The 14,490-nt window shown below is 68.2% G+C and carries 25 protein-coding genes; 19 read left to right on the forward strand and 6 right to left on the reverse strand.

The window, feature by feature from the left end; genetic code table 11:
• Positions 1-12: 12 nt before the first annotated feature.
• A complete protein-coding gene (locus ON32_RS24075; protein ID WP_040793302.1) occupies positions 13-744 on the reverse strand; it encodes a nucleotide-binding protein in 732 nt (243 codons plus the stop codon).
• Between the two features lie 165 nt (positions 745-909).
• Between ON32_RS24075 and ON32_RS30615 the strand changes: the two genes are divergently transcribed.
• The 7 genes from ON32_RS30615 to ON32_RS24100 all read left to right on the forward strand — a co-directional run bounded on the left by ON32_RS30615 (position 910) and on the right by ON32_RS24100 (position 3,793).
• Complete coding sequence (locus ON32_RS30615) at positions 910-1,302, forward strand: hypothetical protein (RefSeq protein ID WP_040793303.1); 393 nt, start codon at positions 910-912, stop codon at positions 1,300-1,302.
• Between the two features lie 39 nt (positions 1,303-1,341).
• Complete coding sequence (locus ON32_RS24085) at positions 1,342-1,821, forward strand: hypothetical protein (protein WP_040793304.1); 480 nt, start codon at positions 1,342-1,344, stop codon at positions 1,819-1,821.
• A gap of 280 nt (positions 1,822-2,101) precedes the next feature.
• A complete protein-coding gene (locus ON32_RS24090) occupies positions 2,102-2,425 on the forward strand; it encodes a hypothetical protein (RefSeq protein WP_169331671.1) in 324 nt (107 codons plus the stop codon).
• Between the two features lie 13 nt (positions 2,426-2,438).
• The gene (locus tag ON32_RS29125) at positions 2,439-2,633 is read left to right on the forward strand and encodes a hypothetical protein (protein ID WP_157224325.1); all 195 of its coding nucleotides are present in this window, start codon (positions 2,439-2,441) and stop codon (positions 2,631-2,633) included.
• Between the two features lie 232 nt (positions 2,634-2,865).
• Positions 2,866-3,255 (forward strand): ParB N-terminal domain-containing protein, encoded by a 390-nt coding sequence (locus ON32_RS24095; protein WP_040793306.1) that lies wholly within the window; start codon positions 2,866-2,868, stop codon positions 3,253-3,255.
• A gap of 3 nt (positions 3,256-3,258) precedes the next feature.
• Positions 3,259-3,441 carry a hypothetical protein gene (locus tag ON32_RS29745; protein ID WP_217998109.1) on the forward strand — a complete coding sequence of 61 codons (183 nt, stop codon included), beginning with the start codon at positions 3,259-3,261 and terminating at the stop codon, positions 3,439-3,441.
• 40 nt (positions 3,442-3,481) lie between these two features.
• Positions 3,482-3,793, forward strand: a complete 312-nt coding sequence (locus ON32_RS24100) for a sigma factor-like helix-turn-helix DNA-binding protein (protein WP_040793307.1) — start codon at positions 3,482-3,484, stop codon at positions 3,791-3,793.
• A gap of 1,305 nt (positions 3,794-5,098) precedes the next feature.
• Here ON32_RS24100 and ON32_RS24105 read toward each other — a convergent pair.
• The gene (locus ON32_RS24105) at positions 5,099-5,290 is read right to left on the reverse strand and encodes a hypothetical protein (protein WP_040793308.1); all 192 of its coding nucleotides are present in this window, start codon (positions 5,288-5,290) and stop codon (positions 5,099-5,101) included.
• A gap of 211 nt (positions 5,291-5,501) precedes the next feature.
• A complete protein-coding gene (locus tag ON32_RS29750; RefSeq protein WP_157224326.1) occupies positions 5,502-5,720 on the reverse strand; it encodes a hypothetical protein in 219 nt (72 codons plus the stop codon).
• 294 nt (positions 5,721-6,014) lie between these two features.
• Between ON32_RS29750 and ON32_RS24115 the strand changes: the two genes are divergently transcribed.
• Both ON32_RS24115 and ON32_RS24120 read left to right on the forward strand, forming a co-directional pair.
• The gene (locus tag ON32_RS24115) at positions 6,015-6,539 is read left to right on the forward strand and encodes a hypothetical protein (protein WP_040793310.1); all 525 of its coding nucleotides are present in this window, start codon (positions 6,015-6,017) and stop codon (positions 6,537-6,539) included.
• A 229-nt stretch (positions 6,540-6,768) separates the two neighbouring features.
• Positions 6,769-7,386, forward strand: coding sequence for a hypothetical protein (locus ON32_RS24120; protein WP_040793311.1), 618 nt, complete (start codon positions 6,769-6,771; stop codon positions 7,384-7,386).
• A gap of 66 nt (positions 7,387-7,452) precedes the next feature.
• On the opposite strand, the gene ON32_RS24125 is transcribed toward ON32_RS24120, so the two are convergent.
• The 3 genes from ON32_RS24125 to ON32_RS24135 form a co-directional block, all read right to left on the reverse strand.
• Positions 7,453-8,100: a hypothetical protein gene (locus ON32_RS24125; RefSeq protein ID WP_157224327.1), complete on the reverse strand. Its 648-nt coding sequence runs from the start codon at positions 8,098-8,100 to the stop codon at positions 7,453-7,455.
• A 531-nt stretch (positions 8,101-8,631) separates the two neighbouring features.
• Positions 8,632-8,880, reverse strand: a complete 249-nt coding sequence (locus ON32_RS24130) for a hypothetical protein (protein ID WP_040793313.1) — start codon at positions 8,878-8,880, stop codon at positions 8,632-8,634.
• The gene (locus ON32_RS24135; RefSeq protein WP_040793314.1) at positions 8,877-9,332 is read right to left on the reverse strand and encodes a ParA family partition ATPase; all 456 of its coding nucleotides are present in this window, start codon (positions 9,330-9,332) and stop codon (positions 8,877-8,879) included. Before ON32_RS24135 ends, ON32_RS24130 begins: the two co-directional genes overlap by 4 nt.
• A gap of 449 nt (positions 9,333-9,781) precedes the next feature.
• Here ON32_RS24135 and ON32_RS24140 point away from each other — a divergent pair, with 449 nt between their 5' ends.
• The 10 genes from ON32_RS24140 to ON32_RS24185 all read left to right on the forward strand — a co-directional run bounded on the left by ON32_RS24140 (position 9,782) and on the right by ON32_RS24185 (position 14,439).
• Positions 9,782-10,114: a hypothetical protein gene (locus tag ON32_RS24140; protein ID WP_157224328.1), complete on the forward strand. Its 333-nt coding sequence runs from the start codon at positions 9,782-9,784 to the stop codon at positions 10,112-10,114.
• A 28-nt stretch (positions 10,115-10,142) separates the two neighbouring features.
• Positions 10,143-10,406, forward strand: a complete 264-nt coding sequence (locus tag ON32_RS24145) for a hypothetical protein (protein WP_040793316.1) — start codon at positions 10,143-10,145, stop codon at positions 10,404-10,406.
• Positions 10,407-10,591: 185 nt separating this feature from the next.
• Positions 10,592-10,921, forward strand: coding sequence for a WXG100 family type VII secretion target (locus ON32_RS24150; protein ID WP_040793317.1), 330 nt, complete (start codon positions 10,592-10,594; stop codon positions 10,919-10,921).
• Positions 10,922-10,951: 30 nt separating this feature from the next.
• Positions 10,952-11,293: a WXG100 family type VII secretion target gene (locus ON32_RS24155; protein WP_083874754.1), complete on the forward strand. Its 342-nt coding sequence runs from the start codon at positions 10,952-10,954 to the stop codon at positions 11,291-11,293.
• Entirely contained in the window at positions 11,290-12,777 is a 1,488-nt protein-coding gene (locus ON32_RS24160; RefSeq protein ID WP_040793319.1) for an ADP-ribosyltransferase family protein, read from the forward strand. Before ON32_RS24155 ends, ON32_RS24160 begins: the two co-directional genes overlap by 4 nt.
• 3 nt (positions 12,778-12,780) lie before the next feature.
• Complete coding sequence (locus ON32_RS24165; protein WP_040793320.1) at positions 12,781-13,074, forward strand: hypothetical protein; 294 nt, start codon at positions 12,781-12,783, stop codon at positions 13,072-13,074.
• Positions 13,071-13,292: a hypothetical protein gene (locus tag ON32_RS24170; protein ID WP_040793321.1), complete on the forward strand. Its 222-nt coding sequence runs from the start codon at positions 13,071-13,073 to the stop codon at positions 13,290-13,292. The genes ON32_RS24165 and ON32_RS24170 overlap by 4 nt, the downstream gene beginning before the upstream one ends.
• Positions 13,279-13,482: a hypothetical protein gene (locus tag ON32_RS24175; RefSeq protein WP_040793322.1), complete on the forward strand. Its 204-nt coding sequence runs from the start codon at positions 13,279-13,281 to the stop codon at positions 13,480-13,482. The genes ON32_RS24170 and ON32_RS24175 overlap by 14 nt, the downstream gene beginning before the upstream one ends.
• 221 nt (positions 13,483-13,703) lie before the next feature.
• A complete protein-coding gene (locus ON32_RS24180; RefSeq protein WP_245551269.1) occupies positions 13,704-14,165 on the forward strand; it encodes a DUF4913 domain-containing protein in 462 nt (153 codons plus the stop codon).
• Between the two features lie 31 nt (positions 14,166-14,196).
• Positions 14,197-14,439 carry a hypothetical protein gene (locus ON32_RS24185; RefSeq protein WP_040793323.1) on the forward strand — a complete coding sequence of 81 codons (243 nt, stop codon included), beginning with the start codon at positions 14,197-14,199 and terminating at the stop codon, positions 14,437-14,439.
• Positions 14,440-14,490: the final 51 nt, after the last annotated feature.

A 14,490-nucleotide genomic window follows, 5' to 3' on the forward strand; every position in this document is an offset into this window, starting at 1 on the left:
TTCTGTGCTCCGTCAGTGCCCGGCAAGGGCGAGCTTGATGGTCTCGGTGGCCAAGGCGGCGACTTCCGAGGCCGCCGCACCGCGCGGCTCGTACTCACACACCGCCTGCCCCACGCCGATGGCGTGGGAATAGACGGTGCGACGTGTCAACCAGGCCTCCGTGAGCGGGGCGATATCGGCGGCCGTCAAGGCCTCGAGGGTGGCGGCAGTGATCGACTCGCGGGGGTCGTACTGGGTCAGCAACATCCGCACCACCAATGTGCGTCCCACCGCCTCGGCGGCCTCGGCCGCTTCCCGCAGGACCGGGCCGGTGTCACGGCGAGTGGCCCACACATCGGGCGGCGACGGCGGCACCGGCACCAGAATCACCCCGTACTCGTCACCGGCCGCGGTGGCGACCACCGCGCGCGTGAGCTGGTCGTGCCTACCCAGGGCATCGATCACCACGACATCCCACCCGATACGCAGATGCGCGAAATCCCGACGCAACGACAGGTGCGGATAATGCTGCACCCGCACCCGCTCGGGAATCGTGCGTACCGCCGCGGCATCGGTGAGCGTGCGCTGTGGGTCCGTGCAGAGCAGCAGCACCCGCGCCCCCCGCTGAGCGATCTCGTGGGCCAGATTCCACGCCACGGTCGATTTTCCGCTCCCCCCCTTGGTGCTGACGAGGGCGATCACGATTCCGCCGACCGCGCGGATCTGCGCGACCAGCGACCCGCGCCGTGCGCGTGCTGGGCTCATCGACCTTCCCCTTTCCAAGGCGGTGACCCGAGACCGGCCGGTCCGGGTTTACGGCCATACAGTAACACACACTCCCACAAATGTGGGAATGTGGGTTTACAGAAATGTGGGAATGTGGGAAAGTGGGTGTGTACGAACCGCTTCGGAAGCTCGGAAGGGCGAACCATGAACCCCAACACCCCCCGACCCGCCGTGACCGTGACCCGCGCCGCCGTCCCGACCCACCGACTGCTGGCCGTCATCGAGGCCGCGGTGCCCGTCCTCGTGTCGCTCCTGCTCATCGTCGGCGCGCTCACCGCCGCTGTGATCTACCTCGATTCCCCCGGCCCCGAACCGATCGCCGCCGCCCCGATCACCCCGACCGCCGATGTCGAGTGCGCCATGTTCTGCACTCCACCCGACACCACGGCACCCACCCCGCCGGCCACCCACGTGGGATGCGTCATGTTCTGCACTCCACCCGACGCCGCGGCACCCACCCCGGCTCCGGCTCCACCCGGACCGTCTCCCGTGCTCTCGGCCGCCGCTGCCGTGATCACCGGTTTCGGTCGTATTTGACCCTTCGCCCGTCCGATCGACCACACGGAAGGACCCACCATGCTCACACTGAAACCCGAGGTCGACGCCGTCGACAGCGTCCAAGACGCGCTGCCCGCCAACGCCGCCACCACCGATCCCTGGGACACCCTGGACGGCCACGAGGACACCGCCGACCACCTCGACCCCGACAGCGACAGCGACAGCGACCCTGCCCCTACCCCGCTGCCCGGCCCCCGCCATTCCGCGGTCCGCGTCACCGTCCCGACCCTGGCCCTACCACACCTGCTGCTGGCTGCCACCACCGCCGCCGTGGTCGCTGCGACCGCTCATCAGGTCGTCGAATTCGTCGCCCACGGCCCGGTCATGCCGACCACCGCCATTGCGGCCGCCGATCCCGGCCCTGCCGAATGTGTCATGTTCTGCGACCCGCCCCCACCTCCGCCGCCCGGCGACTGCGTGGTGTGCGACCCGGTATCGCCCGGACCGACCCGCGCCGCCGAAGTGATCGAGGCTCTGTTGCGCGCTGCGCGCCGATAACCACGAGCGGTTCCGACAGGTCCGGACATCGCGTACATGCCCGGCCCTGTCGGCGAAGGAAAGAGAAAGAGAAGAGGATGGATTACACGGATTTTCGGACCGACAGGGCGTCGGCCACGAGTCGGGCGGGTCGCTTGATGTGTGGATGCGCCGACGAGCCGGACGCCTGGCGCGGGCGCGGGTTGACGGCGCATCTGGTGTGTACCTGTGGCGGGGTGACCGTTTCGCGGCAGGGCCACCGGTGGCCGCCGAGTGAGGCCGGGGTCGGGAAGGGGGAGCGGTGATGTGGTGTGAGCGTCTGCGCGGGTTACCGCATCCGCACCGGCCGTTCCGCCTGCTGCGGTGGGTGGACGCGGGGTACACCGATACGCCCGCGGTGGTGGTCGAGCTGGTTTCGGCGCCGTGCCCGCGCTGCTCGGACTGTGACGGCGCCGGCGGGTGGATCACCGGCGACGCGTCCGGCGATGTGGACTCATACGAGTGCGACCGCTGTGCCCGCCCGTGGGGCGCGCTGCGGTGCCCGGGGTGGCTGGACCGCATGCTGCCGGGGTCGTGGTCGATGTTGCGCCGGGCGCGTCGTGTTTATGACGAACCACCCTTCTGATTCGTGCCTCGGCGTGCGAAATAGACGGCAATACGAGCGATTGGAGGTCGTCAACGACCACGGCAACATCACCCCCCGCAGCGCCGAGGACAACGCCGCACTGGCCCGCGTCGCCCGCGAGGTGGCCGAGGCCGAGACCGACCACCGACTGATTGGTGCCGCCCGCCGGGTCGCCGAGATCGCCGAAGGGCTCGACATCCTCCGGTAGCCCCTGCGGGGTGTGGGCCGGGCCGGGGCGAACAGATGGACTGCTCGCCCCGGCCTCGTGCGTTTCGCGCCCTTCGCTGCGGCGGCGGACTCGACCGGACGGGTGGTTCGTCGGGTTTACCCGCGCGCTCGAGCGCACCCATCGGGGCTCGGTCGTGTCCAGCGTTGTGCACCCGCGCAACCTCTGCACAGTGGGGCTATGCACGGTGCCGGCTCGGCTGTATAGTGGGGCTATGCACGCGAATGTGGCGCCCGAAATTCTCGCCCAGATCGAGGAATTGACCGAAATCAGCTACTGCGGATGCGGATTCGACCCCCTGGACGGCATCGTAGACCCGGACAAAGTCGCCGCCCTCGCCGCCTCCATGCGGGAAAACGGCTGGTGCGGCGCCCCGATCGTCGTCCACGGCGAACAGGCCCTCACCGGCACTCACCGCTACTGGGCGGCGCGGGAAACCGACACCGACATCCCTCGCATCCAGATCGAAGACGTCTGCGACATCTGCGATGTCGACTGGGCCGCCCACTGCGAGTGGTGGACCACCCGGTACGACTGCTACGTCCGAATCGCCGAGGAGCTGCCCCGTGAGGTCGTCGAATACCTCGGCCTGGACCTGCACTGACACATGGACGTGGCGGACTTCTGGACGTGGTTGACCGGACTGCCGTGGTGGGCTCACCTACTGGTCGGCTACACGGCCGGGTACTGCGCCACGGCGCCGGCCGAATTCTTCCGCGACCCCTTCGCGCCGTCGTCCTCACCGCCGCTGCACTGGTCGCCGCCGTGGCCTGGCCCATCACCGCCTTGATACTCATCCCCGCTCCCGCTCTTGACGACGAGGACCCACAATGACCGACAACAGCCTGCTCGGCTACGAAGCCGAATCGCACGAAGTCGACGCGATCTACGACGCGCTGGTCGGCGACCGCGACGGAGAGGACATCCCGCCGCGCTACCACTACCTGACGTCGCGCCAAGTGCTGTTCGGTGCGGTCGTCAAACGCCTCGCGGATGAACGTCGCCGCCTGGTCGTCGAACTGTACGACGAGCTCGGTGACGACCGCTCGTATGCTAAGGTCGCCGATATCCTCGGCCTCTCCCGCTCCCGCGTGCAGCAGTTCATCGAGGAAGCGCGCGGCGCCGATGGCGAACCCGAGTAAAGACACAGTCGCCCGCGCCCGCCGCGACGCAGGCGAAACCCTGTCCGGTATCGCGGACCTGTTCGGCGTTTCCGTTGTGTTCGATCACCAACCGGCAGAACGAGTTTCCGGCCCCCGGCTGTGAACCGCTCCGGCGACGGACACACCCCATCTGATGCTCGACAGTTCGCGGGAGTTCGTCATGGCGCGCCATCTGCATGCTTCGCCGGCCGGTGAGGCCGAGCGATTCGACCCATCATCTCCTGGGGGCAACCTCTGAGCAGCCAGAGCGGTTGTGGCTACTGCCAGGTAGGTAACGGTTCGTCTGCGGACCCTGCACGGGCGTCAGTACAATCGCCGCGGTGCCTAAACGCCTTACTGTGAACGGCTTTTGGGTGCTGCGAAGGAGCGCGGCCGACAATCGGGCAACCGCGACCGGCGCGGTTGCATGTGTGGAAGTTCGCCCGAGAGGAGAGCTTTGACCATGTCCCGCCGCTCATTCCCCCTCACCTCGCCTTCGCACCACGGGGCCGCTTTCTCATCCCACACCTATCGCTGACCGTGAATCCCACCGCCAGCGGTAGGCAGGAGACGAACATTGCCCTGCACTCGGGACCACCGGCGGCGGCGTACTCGCCGACGCTGTGTCATCACCTCACTGTCTCACCGTCTACCGAGGCGCTGTCGGACGGTGAGAACAGCCCGACCGTGTCGGCCGGCACCGCCTGCGGTGCGGTCCCTCCCCTCTCATCATGTCCCTCGGGAAGGTGGTGAACGCGATGTCGGAACGGGAGATGGTGTGCAGGGTCGCTGTGGTTGTCGTGCTCGCCCACCGGATTCCTCCTGCACTGCCGCGCCCGCCGCCTTGAATACACAGGCCGTGCAAAAACTCAGGGGTCATATCCGTCGGCCCCTCTTACCTTGAGATGCGCCGCTACCGCGCCGGTTCAGCGGCTACCCAGAGGGGCGCGACGAGGGGCACAGCCGCAGTCGAGGGACCGAAGCGGCTGTATCCCGAAGTCCGCTGTCTCCATGACCGCAGAGGGGGGTTATGGAGGCGGCGCCGCCCCGCAACCCCCGGCGCGGCGCTGGGTGTGACTACCAGCGGGCCGGGAGTGGCAGCCGCCTCGTCCGGCGACCAGGCCCGTCGCGCTCGTCGCCTTCACCGTATCGAGCAGCGCCAGGCGCGGGAGCGGTAACGGGAAAACCGATACAGGGGCCGGGCCTTGCGTACATGCCCGGCCCTACCCCACAACGACAGATGCCCCACCGAAACCCGTTTCGGTGGGGCATCTGTCGTTGTGGTTATCGCGGGCGGAACCGTGGCTACTCGTCACGGGCCAGATGGGTGATCCCGCGGTAGGCGGGTTTGCTGTCGTCGGTGACGAGAATCGGGTTCGGCTCTACCTCGATCCGCCCGTCAGGGTCGGCCACAACGGCGCAGATGTCACCGCCGCGGGTGAGTCCCCAGGCGAGCACGGGGACGGCGACGTCGGGGTCTTCGGGCAGCAACCGCACCAGTTCGCGGTTGGCGGGAACGAGGGCGGTGATGTCGTCGGGGCCGGGCAGGTTGTCGAGCCGTTGGAACCTTTTTGCAGGCGGGCGGTCTGGAGGTTGCCGCCGGTACCGGCGATCATCGCGTCCCCTTCGTCGTCCCAGGCGATCACGGGGAGGTAGTGCTGCTTTCCGTTGTCGTGGATGACGGCGACGGTGCCGCTGGTTTCGGGGATCATTGCTCGTCTCCGGACCGCACGACCGAGGTGTGGGCACGGGAACCGGTGTGTCCGTTGGGGTTTGCGGTAGTTGTCATGGCCTCCAGTGTGCGGGTGGCCACCGACACCGCGCCGGGGTCGAACGGCCAGGAGGGCGGCGCATACCTTCTCGACCCCTGCGCATATCGCGCGGATGCCCGGCCGAAACTCCATCGGCCGGGCGGTGCTGTGTTCATCGAAAGGGGGGTCGCTCGGCATGAGGTGGTGTTAGGTTTGCGCGTGTTCCCCGCGGTGCGGGGATGAGCCGAGCTCGATTTTCGAAGATCTTTGTGTTCGACTCCCCGCGCGTGCGGGGTTGGCCCAGGCTTCTGTTTGGGCACTACGTTGGCCCCGCGCGCGCGGGGAACTGGAAGGCCCCGGTTTTTGCCGGGGCCTTTTGCTTTGCAAGGGTTGTGTATGAACATCATACGAGTGTATGATGTTCATACACCGAGCGGGGGGTGGTCCCGCATCCGAGAACGGAGAACCCCATGGCCCAATACAACGTCACCACCGAGGTCGCCGAACTGCTCGCCGCCGGCTACACCGAAGACGGCATCACCAGCCGCGTCGACCGGATCACCATCTACTCCGACGGCGAAGCCATCGTCTTCAATCGCGGCAGCGAAGCCCAGATCGACAGGCTGCTCGCCGAGGCCCGCCGCAAGAAAGCCCGCAAAGCCGCCGACACCACCGTCGCCGAGGGCCGCCAGGTGCAGTGGCGCAAGGTCGGCCACGAATGGCTGCTGGCCGGGCGCGAGTTGACCGCCGGCGATGTTGTGACTGTTACCCGCCGCGACGGCAGCAGCAGTGACCAGATCGTTGGTGACGTCGTGGCGGTGAAGGACGGGGTAACCTTCGCCCGCCCCGGCACCAGCGCAAGCTCCGCCCGCCGCGACCGCCGCGCCGACCGGGTTGCCCGTATTGCCGGTCTGCCCGCGGCGAAGGCCGACGGCCGCTGCCACTACTGCGGACTCCCCCTCAACCGTCGCGGCTATTGCGACGAATGCAGCTAACCGACCCCCTGATCGGCTGCCACCGAGAGGCGACAAAGTGGTAATCCTACGCACATCACCGGGAGCATCGACGGCCGGAAATGGGTCATGACCTCTGTAAACCCCTCCATCCCAGCCGCGACATACCGCTGGATGAACCAACCGGAAATGGAGAGCCGCTCGTCATCGCCGCCAAGGCCCGCCGAATCCGGCCTACCGGCATCGACTACTTAACCTGACGGGAAAACCCATGACAGACACAGCCCTACAGGCAGACGCCGTCGCCCGCATCCAAGCCGCGCAGCGGGCCGTCCGCAACGCCCAGGCCGCTTTCGAGCAGGCCATCCGCGACGAAATCCACGCCGACCGCATCACCCCTTCCGACGCGGCCCGTGCGCTCAGCACCAAGAACCGGCAGCGCATATACGCCATTCTCGGCCGCGGCACTGACGACACCGACCCTTCCCCACCTGCACTCACCCCGGTTGTGTATCTGCGGGGCCGAGGGTGCGGTACCCGCACCTGGAAGGCGGTCGAATCGGCGATGTGGGCGCGAGGCTGGGCCACCGTCCGTGACCGCACCACCGCATGGCATCTGGCCCGCGGTGGTGTGCCGGTCGTCCTGTGTGACTTCTCCGGCGAGTATGACGGCCTCAGCACCGATGACGTGATCGTCGGTCTCGTCCGGGCCCGTTGGAGGGAGACCCCGGACAGCACTGAGATGGATTTGCCGCTGATCTCTGGTGGACATCACACCAAGCCGGAGCGTCATGATCCGACGGTCAAGAACAAAGGTGGAGGGATGGGGGCGTGGGTCGTTGATGAGACGGCGTTGGCGCGGCTCGTCGCCGCCGCTTTCACCGACTGACGAGAGCCCGCCGTGGCCCGACGCCGATGGAGGTCCCGGCGGGCCACGCGTTCGGTTCGTCTCGCCCTAGCCCCCGGCGCGGGTGCTGTTCTGGCCGAAGAAGAAGCCAAGGATCAGCAGGAAGCCGCTGGACAGGATTTCCGGAACCGCGGTGTGGGTGAACATCGCGACAACCAATGCCATGGCGATACCCACCAGTAGGACCCCACCGACGAGCACGGCGGCGGGTTCGCGATCCAGCATCGCCCGGCGCACCTCCCATCGGTGTTTCATCAGGTCCAGCCGCGCCAGGTCCCCGGCCTCGGCCGCTGCTCGAGCCCGAATGCTGTCGGCCAGCTCTTGCTGTTGGCGTCCGATCTGCGTGACCAGATCGGACAATTCCCGCCGCACCTCGGGATTGTCGACCTTCTGCTCCACGGCCTGCTCGATCGCCGCCATGTGCTCGCGGTGTTGCAGCAATATCATCCGGTCGCTGTAGCGGTGCCGGAGGGCTTCGGCGTAGGCGATCGCTTTGTCCACGGACACGACGCCGAGCTCTTCGCCCAAATTCACCGTTTTCTCACCGACCGTGCGGAGGTGGTCGATGAGACGGGTGAGGGCTTCGATGTGGCGGGCGCATAATTGCCACGACGACACCGACTCGGGCGCCGCGCCGATCCGGGAGATCCCGAACTGGGCCGCCAACGCCGCGACCACCTCTTCCGCCCTCGACATCGTGGCCACCTTCCCCACCCTTCATGCGCGAAATGCACCCTGCCGCAGCAGAATATGCCGCCGAATCCCGACCGGTGACCCGATCCTCGACGAGGACCCCTTGCGGCCCGCCGGTGTCGGCGCCGCCGGCGATACTGGTCGACGTCGACACCACAACGGCCCGCATCCCCGAGGAGTGTGGGCCGTTTCGTGTCTTCACCAGGTGGCGGGCTATATCTTCGGCGCCCGAACGTCATCGATGTGGCAGCCGCCTCGTCCGGCGACCAGGCCCGTCGCGCTCGTCGCCTTCACCGTATCGAGCAGCGCCAGGCGCGGGAGCGGTAACGGGAAAACCGATACAGGGGCCGGGCCTTGCGTACATGCCCGGCCCTACCCCACAACGACAGATGCCCCACCGAAACGGGTTTCGGTGGGGCATCTGTCGTTGTGGTTATCGCGGGCGGAACCGTGGCTACTCGTCACGGGCCAGATGGGTGATCCCGCGGTCGGAATCCTTCGGTGTCGTGCTCATGATGGTTCACCCTTCGACGCTCACTTGTCTCGGCGCAGGTGTTTGGCGACCGGCTCGTAGGCGGCCAGTGCCTCGGCCACCAGGTCGAGCAGATCCAGTCCGGTTTCGACCTTGGCGTAACCGAGGGCCTTGTAGGTGGGCACCGGGATGTCGACGGTGAGCCGCTGGCGCTCCTTCGGAACCCGCGAGGTTTTCGGCGCCTCGGCGACGAATTCTGCGGCCTGCGGATCGCGGATACGGCCGCGATTCTTCTTGTCGGTCGTGCTCATCGGTGGGATGTCCTTCCTGTTCTCATTCGGTCTCGGTGGGGCTCGAGGGTTTCGGTGGCCAGTTCGGCGACCTCGCGGGCGGCCTGCCCGCGTGGTTCGTACTCGCCCACCGACAGGCCCAATCCGAGCGCGGACGGGTAGGCGGTACGGTGCTGGAGGCCACCGGCGGCGAACGGCGCAATATCGGCGACGGCCAACAACTCACGCGCTCCGGTGGTGATCAACTCGCGTGGATCGTGGTCCATCGACACCAGGCGGCTCTTGAGCCGGCCGCCGGGGGCGAGCGTGACCGCCCGCCGCGACAGCGGCGCGGTGTCACGGCGGGTGGCCCACGCATCGGCGGGCGCGGCGCCGCACGGAATCAACAGCACCCCGTGAGGGTCGGAGGCCGCCGCAGCCACCACTGCGGCATCCATCAACGTCTGTTGGATACCGGTGTCCAGGACCAGCACTTTCGCCCCCCCGCGCCGCGCTTTCGTGACTCAGGTGCCGGACCAGCGTGGACTTACCGTCTCTGCTCCTGGTGTCGACGGCCGCGATGACGCCGCCGACGGCCCGGATACGGGCGACCGGTGACGCGCGCCGCCGCCGTGACGGTGGGCTCATGGCCTGTCCTTTCCTGTCCTGTTCCTGCCGGTTCGCGAGCGCTTACGCCTACACGGTACCACAGACAGCCGCCTACACAGATATCCGTCTACACAGATAGGCGGATATACGGGTATGGTGGTGTGCGGACCCGCTTACCGCACCGAAAGCCGCCGACCATGACCACCGCCCACCGCGAAACGACCCACGCCTCTACCGTTGATCCAAACCGATTGGGAGACACCATGATCGACACACGAACACTCACCACCGCCGGCCGGGTGAACATCACCGAAACCGCCGAGGGGAACCGGCGATGAAGTGCGAGCGACTGGGAACGCTGCGTCACCCTCACCTGTCGATGGAGGTGGGGCGCTGGGTGAGGCCGGGCCGGGCGGGTCGAGACGTGATCCTGCTCGAGGTCACCTCGGCGCCGTGCCCGCGCTGTCCCGACTGCGGCGGGGCCGGCGGAGGGGTGAGCGCCGGCGCCGATCCCCTCGCCGACCCGGACCCCTGGCTGTGCGACCGTTGCGCCCGCCCGCTGCTCACGCTGCGCTATCCGGCCTGGCTGGATCGGCTGCTACCCGGCTCCCTGTCCCTGGTGCGGCGCTATGCCCGCAGCACCCGCGACACCTTCCCCCCGTTCTGACCGAACCGCTTCGAAAGGAATCGCATCGATGTCCATCATCACCGACGAGCCCGACCACGTACGCCCGGATATCGCCGCCCTGGCCGCCGCCCAGGACACCGCCGCCGCCCGGTTGCGGACCGCTTCCCCCGCGGGCGATACGGCCGCGGGCGACCACCTCACCTCGACGACCGGTGACCCACTGGCCGATCTGTTGCCCGTGGTGGCCGAGATGGCCGACACCGCCCGCGTCATCGGCGCCACGATCGAGGCCCTGACCGCACCGAGAAGCAACCGCACCGACCGCATCTGAACGAACAACGAGCGGGGCCGGACAGATTCCGAACATGCCCGGCCCGCCCACACCCACCGACGCCCCGCCCCCGGAACCGCCCGAGGGCGGGGCGTCGGTTTCCGGTCGGGGGAACCGTTCGGGTCGCCGGCGCGTCCAAGGTTTGTGAGGATCACGAAAAACGTTGAACGGAAAAGGGGTTGCGCATGACTGTGATCGGCGCGGATTCGCCGGTGATAACGGATACGGCCCAGTTCTTACGGGACACGGCCACCACGATCACGGGCGCGGTACAGCAGATGGACACCCAGGTCGCGGGCATGGATGCGATCTGGCGCGGCCCGGCCGCATCCACGTTCGCCGCCGGGTGGATCGAGGTCCGCGACGGCGCGCGGGAGGTGCTGAGCGCCCTCGAGGGAATGGCCGACTTCATGGGGCAGACCGGCGAGGAGTTCGACACTCTCGATGAGCAGATCGGCGACGCCCTCACCGCCCTGGGCGGCGCGGAAATCCCCACCAGTTCGCTTCGCCTGTGACACCACACCACCACGACACAAGGGGAATCAATGACAGAGTACAAAGTGGATTTGGATGCATTGCGCGACCTGACCGCAGCCATGCGCGGATTGACCGAATTCGCCGGCGGGCAGCTCGACAGTATCGACACCGCGGTCAAGGCGCTGCACGTCGCCGACCCGGACGGCTCGACACCGTGGTCGGGTGAGGCCGCCGACTCCTACGCCGCCGCCCACGCCAAATGGAGGGACGGCGCCAGCAAGATGCAAGACGGCCTGGCCAAGATGGAGGCGGTACTCAGGGCCGCCGAGGGCGCCTACGTCGCCGGCACCGAGGAGATAGGGCGGATTCTCGGGCGCAGCGGCCGGAGCGGGACGGGGGCCGGGCGGTGACGGTGCTCGACGTCGACACCGACGTCTACACCGCCGCCGGTCACGCCCTCATCCGCGCGGCTGAGGCCTGGTTCACCGCCATCGATGCCGAGTGGAACACGTTGGCCGAGTGCGGCAACATGACCGGCTCGTATACCGAGGCGGAAAGATGGGGCATGGAATACGACACTCGCGCCGACGCGCTGATCACCAACGCGCGCCAGGTGGCCGAGGCCGCCTACAACTACGGGTGCGTGCTGCTGAAGCTGGCGCATGTGCACGCCCAGGCCGATCACGCCGCGATGATGACCCCCGGCCCGCCCCCGGACGCACCGCAGATCCCCCCGGCGCCGATCATGGTCTGCCGCGTCCCGCTGCCGAGCGCCGGCGGTCCGGGTACCGGGTTGCTCGATGACGGTATCGGGCTGGTAGAGCAGGTCGGCATCACCATCCCCGACGGGGACACCACCCTGTTGGGGCGTGCGGCCGACACGTGGACGAAGTTGTCCACGGCTGCCGAGGTGACCGGCCTGGCCGCCGAACTGGATCGAATCGCCGGCGAGTTCTCGGTGGTGACAGCGCCCGAGGTCGCCCACATCGATGAGGACCTGCGGGTGATCAAGGCCGCCGCCGACGACACCGTGGCCGGGTTCGGCGAACTCGGCGCCTCGACCGCCGAACACCGCGACGCGCTGGTGGCGATGCGCGACGACCTCAAGGCCGTCCTCGAGGATCTGCGCAACGACATCGCGCTCGAGGCCGCGATCACGGTCGCCATCACGGTGGTGTCGAGCCTGGTCACCTTCGGCGCCGCCTCCCCCATCGGTGCGGCCATCGGCACCAGCCGCCTGGCCGTGATCGTGGCCCGCCACGCCCCGAAGGTCCGCCGCCTGGTCGACGCCTTCAAACTGCGAGGACTTCGCCGTGCCCCGACCAGCGGGCGCGATATCGGCCGACACGGCCCGGAATTGCAGCGGATCAACAGCATGCGCGCACGGCAGGTCGACGAGTGGAAGCCCACGCCGCCCACCCAGTTGAGCAACGCCGACCGGCAAGTGTTGCTGCAAGGCCCCAGCAGCAAAGACGGCCGCAGCCTCACCGCCGCGCTGCGTGAGTCGGCCGACACCGGCACCCCGCTACCGCCGGCCGTGCAGCGCCAGGTCGACGACCTCAACGGCGCACTCGGCAAACTGCCCGCCCATGAGGGCATGCTCACCCGGCACACCAACCTCACCCCCGAACAACTGGCCCAATACCGACCCGGCGCGACGGTCACAGAACACGGATTCACCAGCGCGACACCGAACCCGGCCGGCGCGAACGAGCTCCTTGCCCAGAACTCGAACGTGGAATACCGCATCCTTGCCCGGGGCAAGAACGGCCACGACTACAGCGAATACGGCACCCCCGACGAGGTGCTGTTCAAATCCGGGACCGACTTCTACGTCCAGAACGTGATCCGGTTGCCCGGCGGCCGAACCCGAATCGAAATGGTGGAGATGTAGACCATGCCCGAGACTGTCGGAGGCAAGACCTTCCACGCACCCGAGGAACTGGCCGCGGCCGGACGCACACCCACGGCCGAAGAACTGGCCCGCTACCAGACCGCATTCGACGAATTCGACCGCGCCGCCCGCACCGCACCGCCCACCCAGGGCGAGGTGGTGCCCGGATGGGGTGGCCGATTCTCCGACGACCTCGAAGGAACCCGATTCGCCGGCTGGACCCGGGACGAGGCCGGCGCCTGGTACGACGAGGCCGGACGCATGGTCTATGACCGATGGGGGATCAAACAGCCATGACCCCCACCGAACCGGACCGCAGCAGGATTCACGCCGCATATGAGGCCGTCGTCGCACGCCTGGTCGACCTCGGCGACCCCGACACGGCCGAGACGGTCAGACAGCTACACCGCGCCTACTGCGCCGAGGTCGACTACTCCACCGCCGTCCGGGCCACGCTGACACCCGCCGCCGTGGCGGTGGCCACGACCGGCGAAGGCCGCCATGCGCGTGCGTGACCGCACCATGGTGGCCTTCGCCGCCATCGGCGCCACCGTGTTCGCGCCGGTGGCCATGGTCGCGCTGATCATCGGCGACAGGGACGACACCGGCGACGACGCCACCACGCCGACGTCGGTATCACCCAGCTCGCCGCCGTCCGGATCACCGCCACCGACCGGCGGGCGGTGCTTCCCCTTCCAGTGCTGATCGGGGCGGCCGGTAAGAGCACGGGGTCGCCGCCCGATCCGCCTCGGTGGCGTGCCGGTCGCATCGCTTCGACCCAGGCCGCCGACCCGTCACACCCACCCGATCAACACCCATATACACGGATATAAGTATGTACAGATAGGCGGGTACACGGATACACTTATGCACGGGTCGGCGTCCGTCCGGCCCGGAAATCGACGCACACCCGAAGGAGTGCCGAAATGCCTGCCATCCCCCACTCGACCTTGGCCGACTTCGACGGCATGGTCGCCACCGCGAACGTCACCGATGAGATTGCCATGGCCGAATTCATCCGCGGCCTGACCGACGCGGCGGACCCGGCGCTCGACCATGTCGACCTGATCGCCCTGCACGAATTCCTGTCCGGCACGCTGGCGCGGCTGTATGCCCGGCAGGTATCCGACCTGGCCACGGCGACGTGGTGCCCCGATTGGTGGCGCCACCCCGAGGCGGTGGAGCGGCTGTGGCTGCTGTTTCTGCTCCGTACCGCCGCCACCGACGCGGAGTCGCGGTCGACCTGGTGGGACGTGCACGCCCGGCCGCACATGGAGGCGCTGATGGACCCCGCCGGACCCTTCAAATACTGCTCGGTGCGCCATGGACACACGGACATGCTCAAGCCGCTGCCGTTCAACCCGCCGCCCGCCTCTGCGGCGGCGTAACCCCGACCCCGCCCAGGAAGGAGCCAGCCTCATGGCCACCGACGCCGACCGCAACCGCCAGACCATCGAGAAGGACTACGACCTCGCGTGCCGCCTGGCGCGGGCCCACATGGAGGGCCTGATCCCCGAGGGCGAAAAGCCCGCGGTGATCGCCTTCATCAACCAGTCCTTCGCCGCCAAGCAGCGCGCCGACCTCGAACGCCGGCGCGGCCGTCGTGAACGCGACGCCCGCACCCGCGCCACCCCGGATCGGGGGGCCGCCCGGGACCGCTGACCGCCCGCATCGCCGGTGCCGCGCCGACCGCGACACGACAACAACCAACGA

It is taken from the genome of Nocardia paucivorans NBRC 100373 (assembly GCF_000308675.1).
Lineage (GTDB): Bacteria > Actinomycetota > Actinomycetes > Mycobacteriales > Mycobacteriaceae > Nocardia > Nocardia paucivorans.

What these genes read in the sequence shown, in the direction of transcription:
- ON32_RS24075 (WP_040793302.1), bottom strand. Translation starts at nt 744, where the DNA reads ATGAGCCCAGCACGCGCACGGCGCGGGTCGCTGGTCGCGCAGATCCGC.
- ON32_RS30615 (WP_040793303.1), top strand. Translation starts at nt 910, where the DNA reads ATGAACCCCAACACCCCCCGACCCGCCGTGACCGTGACCCGCGCCGCC.
- ON32_RS24085 (WP_040793304.1), top strand. Translation starts at nt 1,342, where the DNA reads ATGCTCACACTGAAACCCGAGGTCGACGCCGTCGACAGCGTCCAAGAC.
- ON32_RS24095 (WP_040793306.1), top strand. Translation starts at nt 2,866, where the DNA reads ATGCACGCGAATGTGGCGCCCGAAATTCTCGCCCAGATCGAGGAATTG.
- ON32_RS29745 (WP_217998109.1), top strand. Translation starts at nt 3,259, where the DNA reads ATGGACGTGGCGGACTTCTGGACGTGGTTGACCGGACTGCCGTGGTGG.
- ON32_RS24100 (WP_040793307.1), top strand. Translation starts at nt 3,482, where the DNA reads ATGACCGACAACAGCCTGCTCGGCTACGAAGCCGAATCGCACGAAGTC.
- ON32_RS29750 (WP_157224326.1), bottom strand. Translation starts at nt 5,720, where the DNA reads ATGAACACAGCACCGCCCGGCCGATGGAGTTTCGGCCGGGCATCCGCG.
- ON32_RS24115 (WP_040793310.1), top strand. Translation starts at nt 6,015, where the DNA reads ATGGCCCAATACAACGTCACCACCGAGGTCGCCGAACTGCTCGCCGCC.
- ON32_RS24120 (WP_040793311.1), top strand. Translation starts at nt 6,769, where the DNA reads ATGACAGACACAGCCCTACAGGCAGACGCCGTCGCCCGCATCCAAGCC.
- ON32_RS24125 (WP_157224327.1), bottom strand. Translation starts at nt 8,100, where the DNA reads ATGTCGAGGGCGGAAGAGGTGGTCGCGGCGTTGGCGGCCCAGTTCGGG.
- ON32_RS24130 (WP_040793313.1), bottom strand. Translation starts at nt 8,880, where the DNA reads ATGAGCACGACCGACAAGAAGAATCGCGGCCGTATCCGCGATCCGCAG.
- ON32_RS24140 (WP_157224328.1), top strand. Translation starts at nt 9,782, where the DNA reads ATGAAGTGCGAGCGACTGGGAACGCTGCGTCACCCTCACCTGTCGATG.
- ON32_RS24145 (WP_040793316.1), top strand. Translation starts at nt 10,143, where the DNA reads ATGTCCATCATCACCGACGAGCCCGACCACGTACGCCCGGATATCGCC.
- ON32_RS24150 (WP_040793317.1), top strand. Translation starts at nt 10,592, where the DNA reads ATGACTGTGATCGGCGCGGATTCGCCGGTGATAACGGATACGGCCCAG.
- ON32_RS24155 (WP_083874754.1), top strand. Translation starts at nt 10,952, where the DNA reads ATGACAGAGTACAAAGTGGATTTGGATGCATTGCGCGACCTGACCGCA.
- ON32_RS24165 (WP_040793320.1), top strand. Translation starts at nt 12,781, where the DNA reads ATGCCCGAGACTGTCGGAGGCAAGACCTTCCACGCACCCGAGGAACTG.
- ON32_RS24170 (WP_040793321.1), top strand. Translation starts at nt 13,071, where the DNA reads ATGACCCCCACCGAACCGGACCGCAGCAGGATTCACGCCGCATATGAG.
- ON32_RS24175 (WP_040793322.1), top strand. Translation starts at nt 13,279, where the DNA reads ATGCGCGTGCGTGACCGCACCATGGTGGCCTTCGCCGCCATCGGCGCC.
- ON32_RS24180 (WP_245551269.1), top strand. Translation starts at nt 13,704, where the DNA reads ATGCCTGCCATCCCCCACTCGACCTTGGCCGACTTCGACGGCATGGTC.
- ON32_RS24185 (WP_040793323.1), top strand. Translation starts at nt 14,197, where the DNA reads ATGGCCACCGACGCCGACCGCAACCGCCAGACCATCGAGAAGGACTAC.